Source organism: Paenibacillus cymbidii (assembly GCF_004764705.1).
Classification (GTDB): domain Bacteria; phylum Bacillota; class Bacilli; order Paenibacillales; family NBRC-103111; genus Paenibacillus_AN; species Paenibacillus_AN cymbidii.
On record NZ_SHLX01000012.1, the window covers coordinates 242,215 to 252,948 of the forward strand.

The 10,734-nt window shown below is 61.2% G+C and carries 7 protein-coding genes; 6 read left to right on the forward strand and 1 reads right to left on the reverse strand.

The window, feature by feature from the left end:
* Positions 1–18 precede the first annotated feature (18 nt).
* The 6 genes from EXY20_RS18355 (at position 19) to EXY20_RS18380 (ending at position 10,449) form a co-directional block, all read left to right on the forward strand.
* A complete protein-coding gene (locus EXY20_RS18355; RefSeq protein WP_135553554.1) occupies positions 19–1,566 on the forward strand; it encodes a type 2 periplasmic-binding domain-containing protein in 1,548 nt (515 codons plus the stop codon).
* On the forward strand, positions 1,566–3,332 hold the full coding sequence (locus EXY20_RS18360; protein WP_167859345.1) for a TIM-barrel domain-containing protein: 1,767 nt from the start codon (positions 1,566–1,568) through the stop codon (positions 3,330–3,332). The genes EXY20_RS18355 and EXY20_RS18360 overlap by 1 nt, the downstream gene beginning before the upstream one ends.
* Entirely contained in the window at positions 3,329–5,020 is a 1,692-nt protein-coding gene (locus EXY20_RS18365) for an alpha-amylase family protein (RefSeq protein WP_135553556.1), read from the forward strand. Before EXY20_RS18360 ends, EXY20_RS18365 begins: the two co-directional genes overlap by 4 nt.
* Complete coding sequence (locus EXY20_RS18370; RefSeq protein WP_135553557.1) at positions 5,017–7,527, forward strand: hypothetical protein; 2,511 nt, start codon at positions 5,017–5,019, stop codon at positions 7,525–7,527. The genes EXY20_RS18365 and EXY20_RS18370 overlap by 4 nt, the downstream gene beginning before the upstream one ends.
* Before the next feature lie 183 nt (positions 7,528–7,710).
* The gene (locus tag EXY20_RS18375) at positions 7,711–8,823 is read left to right on the forward strand and encodes an SGNH/GDSL hydrolase family protein (protein WP_135553558.1); all 1,113 of its coding nucleotides are present in this window, start codon (positions 7,711–7,713) and stop codon (positions 8,821–8,823) included.
* Between the two features lie 123 nt (positions 8,824–8,946).
* Complete coding sequence (locus EXY20_RS18380) at positions 8,947–10,449, forward strand: sulfatase family protein (RefSeq protein WP_167859346.1); 1,503 nt, start codon at positions 8,947–8,949, stop codon at positions 10,447–10,449.
* Positions 10,450–10,487: 38 nt separating this feature from the next.
* Here EXY20_RS18380 and EXY20_RS39495 read toward each other — a convergent pair.
* On the reverse strand, positions 10,488–10,734 hold a 247-nt coding region (locus EXY20_RS39495; protein WP_207671291.1), incomplete at its 5' end, for a hypothetical protein.

A 10,734-nucleotide genomic window follows, 5' to 3' on the forward strand; every position in this document is an offset into this window, starting at 1 on the left:
CGAAGGGATGGTCACAACATGAGAAAAAACAAGCTTGCCCTGTCGGCGGCAACCATTGCCGGCTCGCTGCTGCTGCTGTCCGCTTGCGGCGGCAATAACGGCTCCACGGAAGGAGGCAGCGGCAATTCGCCGAATTCAAGCGCCGCAGCGCCGGTCACGATCAAAATCATGGGCCAGTTCGACGAGGCCAACCTGGCGCCGACCGATCAGAAGTTCGTGGAGCAGCTGCAGCAGCTGACGAATACGAAGCTGGAATTCATTATTCCGCCGTCCACCGGCTACAAGGAGCAGCTGCAGCTCCGCCTCGTATCGGGCGACTTGCCGGATTTGCTGTTGTTCACCGACATCAATGACGTCAATTTGCGCAGCGCCGTCGACAACGGAACGATCGTGCCGGTCAACGACTATTTGAAGAGCGCGACCTATCTGACCAAATATTCGTACGCCGAGTCGTGGAAATCGCTGAAATTCAAAGGCGACGACAATATTTACGGCATTCCGCGCACATCGGTCGTCCGGGAAGATTCGTTTTTCGTGCGCAAGGACTGGCTCGACAAGGTCGGCTTCAAGCTGCCGGACAGCCATGAAGTGTCGATCGACGAATTCAAGGAGATCATGCGCAAATTCACCAAGGAAGATCCGGACGGCGACGGCAAGGACAACACGTACGGGATGGCGCTCGGCTTGACGAGCAGCAAGGTGCTCGCTCCCGTGCTCATGTCGCAGTTCGGCCTGCTGGGCTGGCAGGAAACGCAGGGAGGAGCGTACAAGTACATGGATCAGCTGTATGCGAAGGATGCGCAGCCGCTCAAGCACGCGCTTGCGTTCACCGCCGGCCTGTTTAAAGACAAGCTGGTCGACCCCGATTCGGGCACGCTGGACACCGGCAAGGCGAACGAACGGTTCCAGAGCGGCGTCACCGGGCTGAAGCGCGGATTCGTCGGCGGGCTGGTGTCCGATACGCAAATTTTGCAGAAGGTCAATCCGAAGGCGGAGCTCACGTATTTGTTCGTCAAAAACGAGCAGGGCAAAGTGCAGGGAGCAGCGAGCGGAGCCGGCATGTTCGGCGCCTGGATGCTGACCAAGTCGAGCAAAAACCCGCAAAAGGCGATCGACGTGCTGAACGCCGTCTTGTCCGACGACGTGTGGCCGCATATTATCGACGGTTACGAAGGGATCGACTACACGGTGGAAAATGGACAGAAGGTGCAGAAGGAATCGAAAACGAGCAGCATTCGCCGCAACATGATGCGGCGGTCGGGCGATCCGGAATTTTTCATCGCGCCGGGCACGTCGGTCGAAATCAAAAACATGCTGATGCCCTGGCTGAATAAAGCGGCAAGCACGGTGCTCATCTCCAAAAGCCTGGATTACGTGCCGGCGGCTGCCAAAACGCCCGTTTATATGGACTATCAGAAGCAATGGGATCAGACGGTGATGAAAATTATTGTCGGCCAGTCTCCCGTCGACGCTGCCGACGAGCTCGTCAAAGGCTGGTATGCGAACGGCGGCGAAGCGTACGTGCAAGAAATGAACAAGCATATTCAAGACATGGAGGCCCACTGATGGCGCTCCTAGTCGATGCTTGCAGCAGCGGCTTCCGCCTGAGCGGCCCGCGTTATGTAGTTCGTTATGACGATGCCGATCCGATGGGCATCCGGATTGAACAGGAGGGGGATTGCCTGTTCCGGCTCCCCCTCGTCTCCGGACTCGCTTCTTTATCGGAAGAAGAACGACTGACGAATGTTCGGCACGGCCCGCCCGTTCGCACGGGCGACAATCGTTTCGAATGGACCGTGTACGCCGACAGCACACTGTGGCAGGAGCGCCGCTTCGTATGGACGTTCGACGAGAAACGAATCACGTTCGCGCACCGGGCGGAAGGGGCGGCGGCGCCCGGACGATGCTACTTGTTCTCGAACGGCATTTCCGGGCATTACAATGCCGGGGATTCGCAAGGACTGGCGCATAATGCCACGATTTATGCCGAATCGTATTTTTCACCGGAAATCAACCATGCGAATTTGTTTCACTTCCCGATCGCCATGCCGCAGGCCGTCGGCATCCGCAAGCATGCGCCGCGCACGGACGGCGAGCATCCGGAGCGCATCAGCGACGGGCTGTTCGCGCCGCCGCCGCTGTTCCTCTGCTTCATGAAAGGCGACAAGCGGGCCAGCATCGGCTTGGGCGCGAAGCCGGGCGACTACTTGTTCAACGGCCTCGAGTATACCGGCGCGCGTTATGCCGGCGCTTCGTTCTACGTGAATTACTGCGGCTACCGTTCGGCTGCGGACGGCTTCGAATCGCCGACGGCGGCGCTCCACTTCGGCTTCGGAGAATACGACAACATGGCCGATTATGTCGCCTGGTTGGACGACTCCGGCTTCTCGACCGAGAGGAAGCACCCGAATGCGCCGTGGCACCGGCTGCCGATTTTTTGCGGCTGGGCGGAGCAGACGGCGCAAGGCAAGCAGCATGGGGTGCCTCCCAAGGAGCTGGCGACGCAGGACAATTACGAGCGTTGGATCGGGATGCTGGAAGCTCGCGGCTTGCCCGTCGGCACGATCGTGATCGATGACAAGTGGCAAACTCATTACGGCACGCTGGAAATCAACACGAACAAGTGGCCGGACATGAAAGGCTTCATCCGCCGGCAGCACGAGCAAGGCCGGCGCGTGCTGCTCTGGACGATGACGTATCACCCCGAAGGGCTCGACGAGCGTCTGTGCGTGCTCGATGAAGGCAAAGCGGTCGCCGCCGACGCGACCAACCCCGATTACGAGCGATTCCTGCGCGAGCGCATTCGTTATCTGGTGCAAGACGTCGGCGCGGACGGGTTCAAAAAGGACGGCGTGGGCGGCTTGCTCAACAAGCCTTCTCTTGTCATGCGCAAACCGACGTTCGGACTCGAATTTCTGCGCAAGTTCCAGTCGATTCTGCATGACGAAACGCATCGCTGGAAGCCGGACGCGATGATCCAGACGCAGACGCCGAACCCGTTGTTCCGCGAATCGTCCGATGTGCTGCGGCTGAACGACATTCATTTCGGCTCGCGCGACGTTGGCGCGGTGATGACCAAACGCGCCCGCATCGCCCGCATTGCCGGCTGGGATCTCGTCGATTGCGACAACGCTTCGTCCACGAACCTGGAGGAATGGTGGCGGTACATGCAGCTGCAGGTGGAGCTCGGTATTCCGTCGCTCTATTTCGTCACGCAGACGGAAAGCACCTACGAAACCGTGCCGGAACACCGCTGGCACTACTTGGCGGCATTGTGGACCGACTATATCAAACGGCAGTATGCCGATATTGGCAGCGGAGGCTTGAGATGAACATCGCAGAGACCGACAACGGCTACCGGGTCGAAACCGAAAGCTACCGCGTGACGGTGCATGCAGACCGGTTCGAGGCCGGCGTCGGCGACAGCGTTTTTTTCGAGCTGTCCGTCCGCTCGGAAGTGTCAACGGAGGCCGGACCCGATACGGACGAAGAGACGATCGCGCTGCAAGTGGAGCAATCGGCCGACGGCCCGGTGTTCGTATGGCGCACGCGCAGCAGCTTGTGGGAGCGCAAGACGTACCGGCTCGAATGCGGCGAAGCGCAGTTTCTGTATCGCGTCCAGGTCGTCGGCGCCGGCAGTATCCGGCGCGTAGCATATTTCAGCGGGGCGGGGAGAACGGCGTGCAAGGGAAGCAAGTACGACGCTTCCCATTACGCACTGTCTGTCGCCGCAGGCGGGGGAGCGGACGTCAGGGAGCAGACGACGGCGCAGAACGCCGATCTGACGCTCGGTTACATGGCGCCGCCGCAGTTCGTTTTTCCGTTCCGCATGGAAGGGGCGGAGCGCCGGCTCGGACTCGGGCTTGCCGCCCGTCCCGGCGCGTACCATTTCGACCGGTTCTCGTACCGGTTCCATGCTCCGTACTACGGGTTGTTCCGGATGTATCTGGAAACGGATCTCCATGGTTACGCCAAAGTGGACGGCTCGTGCGAAATCCCGGCCATTCTCGGCATCGGCGGGCGGGACGAATGGGAGACGCTGGCTGCGTACGGCCGCTGGCACTACGAGGAAGGCGGCTGCGCGAGTGCGCGGGGGAAGGAGCCGCGCTGGTGGTACGGTCCGTTCTTCTGCGGCTGGGGCGAGCAAAATGCGATCGAACGCACCAACCCGTTCGCGCATGCCACGCAGCAGGCGTATACCGCCATGTCCGACCGCCTCGATGCGCTCGGGCTGCAGCCAACCGTTATCATTATCGACGACAAGTGGCAGGGACGTTACGGCGAATCGCTGCCCGACCCGGCCAAGTGGCCGGATTTGCGCGCATTTGCAGATCGCGAGCATGCCAAGGGGCGCAAGGTGCTGCTCTGGTTCAAAACGTGGAATGCCGAAGGGCTGGACGCCGACGAGTGCGTGACGTTATGGAGCCAGCCGCTCGGCGCCGACCCGACGAGCCCGAAATACCGCGAACGCATGGAACGGACGATCCGGCGGCTGCTGTCGGACGAAGCGGGCTGCAATAACTGCGACGGGTTCAAAATCGACTTCGCCAACTGCATGCCGCTCGGTGCCGGGCTGCGCACGTTCGAACCGGGCGTGTATGGCGTAGAGCTGCTGAAGCGGATGATGACGCTCCTGTACGACAGCGCCAAGGCGGCCAAACCGGATGCGCTGATCAATTGCAGCGCCTGCCATCCGTATTTCGCCGAAGTGACGGACCAGGTGCGGCTGCATGACTATTACGGCGGCATGCGCCATTCCGTCGACGTCATGAAGCATCGGGCGGCGCTGTTCCGGGCGGCGATGCCGGGCGTTCCGATCGATACGGACGGCGCGTCGCATACCAACTACCGCGATACGATCGCGTACATGCGCGAAGCGCCGCTGATCGGGGTGCCCGATCTGTACAATTTGTCGTCGACGGCGGAGGCGCCGCTCGCTGCCGGGGATTGGGCGGAAATCCGCGCCATCTGGGAGCGGTATGCCGCCAGCTTGCAGCATCAAGGAGGAGAAGGACGATGAAGCCGGCGATCAGCCGCATTTCCCCTTTTGCCATTAACGAAACGATTCAAGTATTCGGCGAAATTCCGCAGCGGCCGGACGTTTATATTTGGCAGCCGGAGGAAGCTTTCGGCACGGATGGTCCGGCGGACGGGTTCGAGCTGCCGCCCGTTCCGCCGCCGGGAGCCGTCAGGCTGACCGTCATCGGCTTCACGCCGCAAGTGCTGTACACCCGTTCGCCGATGTCCGGAGTGGCTGTCGTATGGCTGCAGGATGCGCATACGGGCCATGTATCGCCGCCATTCCCGGCGAATCGGCCGGAAATTTGGAACGTGTCTTCATTCGAAGCGGTGCCGGGCGAACGGCTTTCCTTGTTCGGGCAGCATCTGTTCGTCGATACGAATACGGTGGACAAGGAAATCGATCGGAACTACCGCTATACGGACTTGCATGCATCTCCGCCTCGCGCGGTCATCCGCAACTGCGAGAGCGGAGGCATGCTGCCGCTTCATTGGGGGCTGGCCAACGATCAGGATATGCCCTGCCAGACGCGGCACAAGGCAGACCTGCTCGTGCCCGCCGGCACGCCCGCCGGGACTTACGAGCTTTGGTTCCATAACGGGACGGGCGGCGGACTGGGGTGGTCCGAGACGGTCGTCATTCGCATCGCGGAGCGGCGGGATTTGATCGGCAACCGGCTGATGGCCTGGAATCATGCCGGTCTGCACCATCCGCCGATCGATGCGGGATCGGTCACGACGGAAGTGGTGACGGCGCCGGCGGACGGCGACTTGTCCGACAGCGGCCCGCTCATTCAGGCCGCCATCGACCGCGTGCACGCAAGCGGCGGCGGCGTTGTGCTGCTGAAGGCGGGAAGCTACGGCACGACGCGGACGATCGCCGTCAAGCCGGGGGTCATCCTGCGCGGGGAAGGTTGCGGCAGCACGACGCTGACCGTTCGTTTCGCCTGGGCGCTGACCGTCGCGTGGCCCGCGATTCGCACAGCCGCCCGCAAGGGCGGCGCCCGGCGCTGGGCGTCGGGCTTCGAGCCGCTGTTTCGCGACGAGGCGGCAAGCACGCCGCTCGTCTGGCTGCAGACGGAAGCGGGGCTGGAGGATATGCGGCTGCTGAGCGGTCCCGGTACGGGCTGCCTCGTGCTAGTCGCCGCAGCCCGGTCCGGGGCGCCGACGCCGGATGAAGCCGCTGTGGAAGTCGCCGCCGACACGGATCTGTGCACCCGGGTATTTCTGAACCGCGTGGAAGGCGCCTATCAAGGCCAACCCGTACTGCAGCAGGACGGCCGCTGGCTGCCGCAATATCACGGCGTCGTCGTCTTCGGCCGCACGCGCGAGTTTACGATGTGGAACTGCCGGATTACGGCTCCGCTGGCGCTGAATATGCTGTCCGCCCGCCATGAGTCGGCGCGCATTTTGAACAATTATTTCGAAGTGACCCCCCGGCAGGGGACGATCAATACGTTTATCGGCGGCGCGTTCCACGCCATGATTGCGGAGAATACGTTCGCGCATGGCAAACGGTCGCTGATGTCGCAGATGGGGTTTTCCAACAACTGGGTGTTCCAGAACCGCAGCATCGGGGTAGGCAGGGGAACGAACGGGCAGGAGGAGTACATGTCGGAATTCGGCGATTCCAGCTGGTACGGCCAAGCGAAAGAGATTCGCCCCGATCGCGTGTTTATTCCCGAGCTTACCGACGATTATCCGCTTGTGTTTCACGGCACGGTCGGCGCCAATCTGGATGAGCTGGAGCATTATCTGTATGTGGCCAAAGGCAAGGGGCTGGGGCAATACCGCAAAATCGCGTCGATTGCAGACGGCGTCGTTGCGCTGGATAAGCCGTGGACGGTACTGCCGGACGAGCGGACGGAATTTGCGCTGGTCAACGCGACGGTAAACAATCTATGGGTCAACAACAACGCGGAGAACGGCGGCGGCTTGAGTCAGTTCATTTTCGGCGCGGGCTTCGACAATATTGTGGCCGGGCACGAGATGCTGAACAACGGCGGCATATCCCTGTGGGCATTCCCGTATACGCGCCGGCCCGACGGCACGCTGGAGAAGTACGGCATCGTCGCTTTCAATCAGATCGTGAACAGCAGCTGCCGGTTTTCGTCGAATCAGAATGCGGCGATCATTCTCTGGTCCAAAAGCGGCAGCCGCGACGACTACAGCGGCGAACCGTCGACTATTCTCGGCAACGTGATCCGGGGCAACGTCGTCGCCTGCACCGAGGAGGGGGCGCTGCTCAAAAACCAGACATTCCGCTATTGGATGCTCGGCAAGCAGCCATGGCTCAACTTCAATCCGGACAAAGTATGCGGCATTGAAGTGGGCGGCGACAACAACCTGGTGGAGCAAAACCTGCTGCTCGGCATACCGAACGGCGTGTTCGTTCGCGGGACCGGCTCCGGCAACGCCGCCCTGCACAACCGTATGGAAGGACGCGCAGGCCGCGAGCTGCTCGACGAAACGGGCCGCACCTTTTTCGCCGCATTCGGCTTTCATTAGCAGCTATGCCGGCTATGCGAAAATCGGCACGTGGCACGCCAGCAGCATGCATGGCTATAATGGCGGCGGCTCGCGTTATGCTCAGATTGCGGGTGACGAGTTGATCTGAAAGTTGACATGGAAATATATTCTTATAATAGAATATATAGGTTATTGATTATTCGGATGGAGGAAAGACGACCGATGAAACGGATTGAGCTTACGCCCTCCATGTTCCGGGGAACCGTTTCGCTGGAACAGACGGAAGATGGCGTCAAGCCGTGGCGCATTCCATACCGGGAGTATCCGCTGTTCCCGCCGGACGGCTTGGGCCATACGGCGGAAATGGCGGCAGGGGTGCGCATGCGTTTCTCCAGCGATACGACGGAGGCGGCAATCGAGCTCGCCCCGTCGGAAGCGGCGAGGAAGCTCGATCTTGTATGCGGCGACGGGCTTCCGCAATCGCTTACGCTGCAGCCGGGCGAATCGATCGCGACATTCGCGGGGCTGAGCGAAGGAGAGAAGCTGATCGAGCTTTATTTGCCGCAGCATGCACCGGCAATCGTACGATCGCTGCGCATTGAGGCCGGCGCCTCTTGGCATGTGCCGGAGGACAGCCGCCCGAAGTGGATCGCGTACGGCAGCTCGATCACGCAATGCGCCGGCGCGTTCAGTCCGTCCCGCACATGGCCGGCCATCGTCGCAAGGCGGTTCGGGCTCGACTTGACGTGTCTCGGCTACGGCGGCAACTGCCATCTCGAGCCGATGGTCGCCAGAATGATCCGCGACCGGGAGGCGGACGTCATCTTCTTGTGCGCAGGCATCAATATTTACGGCGGCGGGGGCAGTTTGAGCCGGCGCACCTTCCGCGCGGCCATGATCGGCTTCGTGCAAATCATTCGCGAGAAGCATCCCGATACTCCGATCGCGCTGCTGTCGCCGATTTGGGCGCCCCGCTGCGAGGATACCTGCAATGCGCTCGGTTTCACCTTGCGGGAGATGCGCACCGAGATCGAAGAAGCGGCGGGCAGCCTGGCGGCATGCGGCGACAGGCATGTGCGCTATATCGACGGGTTGACGATATTCGGCCCGGAGTTGGCGGCGTATTTGCCGGATCAGCTTCATCCGGACGGAACGGGCTACACATTGATGGGCCAATCTGTCGGCGATATCGTAATGGAGCCGCTCGTCCGGCAATACGGGCTCGGAGCAACCGATATCGAAATGGAGCCGCTCGTCCGGCAATACGAGTTCGGAGCAACCGATATCGAAATGGAGCCGCCCGTCCGGCAATACGGGCTCGGAGCAACCGATTGACTGCGTCTGCTTCCCGCCTGCATTCGAGCGGAATACTGTGCAAATGCCATCCTATTATTGTATTGTAGTACAATAAGGATGACCAAACCGCAGTTTACTCCACCAGGAAAGCGGGTACGCACGATGACGACATCTGCAGCGCAAGCGGAATCGAAAGCGGAAGCGGTAACGGAACAACCGACCCGGCCGAACATTATCGTCCTGATGACCGACCAGCAAAAAGCGAGCGCTTTCGGCGCGCAAGGAAACCCGCACGTCATTTCGCCATTCCAGGACGACATGGCGGCCAAAGGCGTGCTGTTCGCCAATGCGCACGCATGCTCCACCATTTGCACCCCGTCGCGGGCGACGATGATGACGGGCGTGCACCCGCTCGTGCATGGCGTCACCTGCCACCAGAACCGGGTGCCGTACAATTTGCCGCAGCTTGCCGAGCTGATGCAGCGCGCCGGCTATTATACGGCGATCGCCGGGCACTACGAAACGAACCGCAATATCAACCGCGGCTGGCACGAGCAGTCCGACATCCGCGAAGCGGGGCCGCTGTATGACGCCTGGGCGCACTTTGCCAACCACGGCCGCCGCGATGTCGGCTGGTCGTCGGGCGGCATCGACGCGCCGCCGGAGAAGGGGTTGTCCGCGCTGCTCACCGATCGGGCGATCGAGATGCTGGACAACGCCCTCGCTACCGGCGAGCCGATCTATATGCAGGTCAACTACCTCGACCCGCACCCGCCTTATTATGTGCCGAAGCCGTACGACACACTGATCGATCCGGACACGATTCCGTTGCCCGCGCAAGGCGGCGGCGCCGGAAGGCCGGCCTGGCAGCTTCGCTGTCTGGAAGATTGCGGCACGGCGCAAGCGAACGAACGCGACATCCGTCAGGTCTTGGCGGCTTATTATGGCATGATCGCTTACGTAAACGACCGAATGCAGCGTTTCTACGACGCGATGCGCGAGCGCGGCATGCTGGACAACACGTGGATCATCGTCACGTCCGATCACGGCGACTACACGGGTGAAAAAGGGCTGTTCAACAAAACGGAAACGCCGTACGAATGCCTGACCCACGTGCCGCTTGTCATCGTGCCGCCGGAAGGCCGGACGTGGCGGCAGCCGGGGCAAGTGGACGGGCTGGTGGAACTGGCCGATATTTTCCCGACCATTTTGCGGTTGGCGGGCGCTGACGTCCCTACGTATGCGCAAGGGCACGATTTGATCGACTGGGTGGAAAAAGGGGCGAAGCAACCGCTGCGCGACTGCGCGTTTGCCCAGGTGGGGGCGTACCAGGGGAAGCTGAAGAGCACCTTCCCGGGCGGCATTCCGGAGAGCGGCCGGCATCCGGGACTTTTGCAGGCGGCGCGAACGAAGCGTTACTCCTACATCATGGACCCCGATTACGGGGACGAAGCGTACGATCTCGAGCGCGACCCGCTCGAGCTGAACAATTTGCTGAACCCGGGGCAACCGCCGGTGCCGGCAGAGGTGCTTGTGCTCAAGGAGCGGATCGCCGAATGGAACGAAACGTGCCGCGTGCTTAAGGATGAGCTTGGCCTCGTTTGGGGCGACCGCGGGTTCGGCCAAGCGGCCGTGCCCGGCGTCCGCGCCGAGCCGGTTAAGTAACCAGGCGGCGACATAGTGGGGGCTAAATAAGGCTGAAATCAGCCTTGCAGCGGCGTTTCGGCGAGCAGCGGGCAAAATAAGGCTGAAATCAGCCTTGCAGCGGCGTTTCGGCGAGCAGCGGGCAAAATAAGGCTGAAATCAGCCTTGCAGCGGCGTTTTGTACCTTTGTCAAGAAAGTAGACACACAATTTAAGCGATCTGCTGTTGCTCGTAGTACCTTTTTTCGCATAAATGCGGGGTGAGGTAACCAATTGACGAATGGATGCGAGTGCGATTGTAATCAAA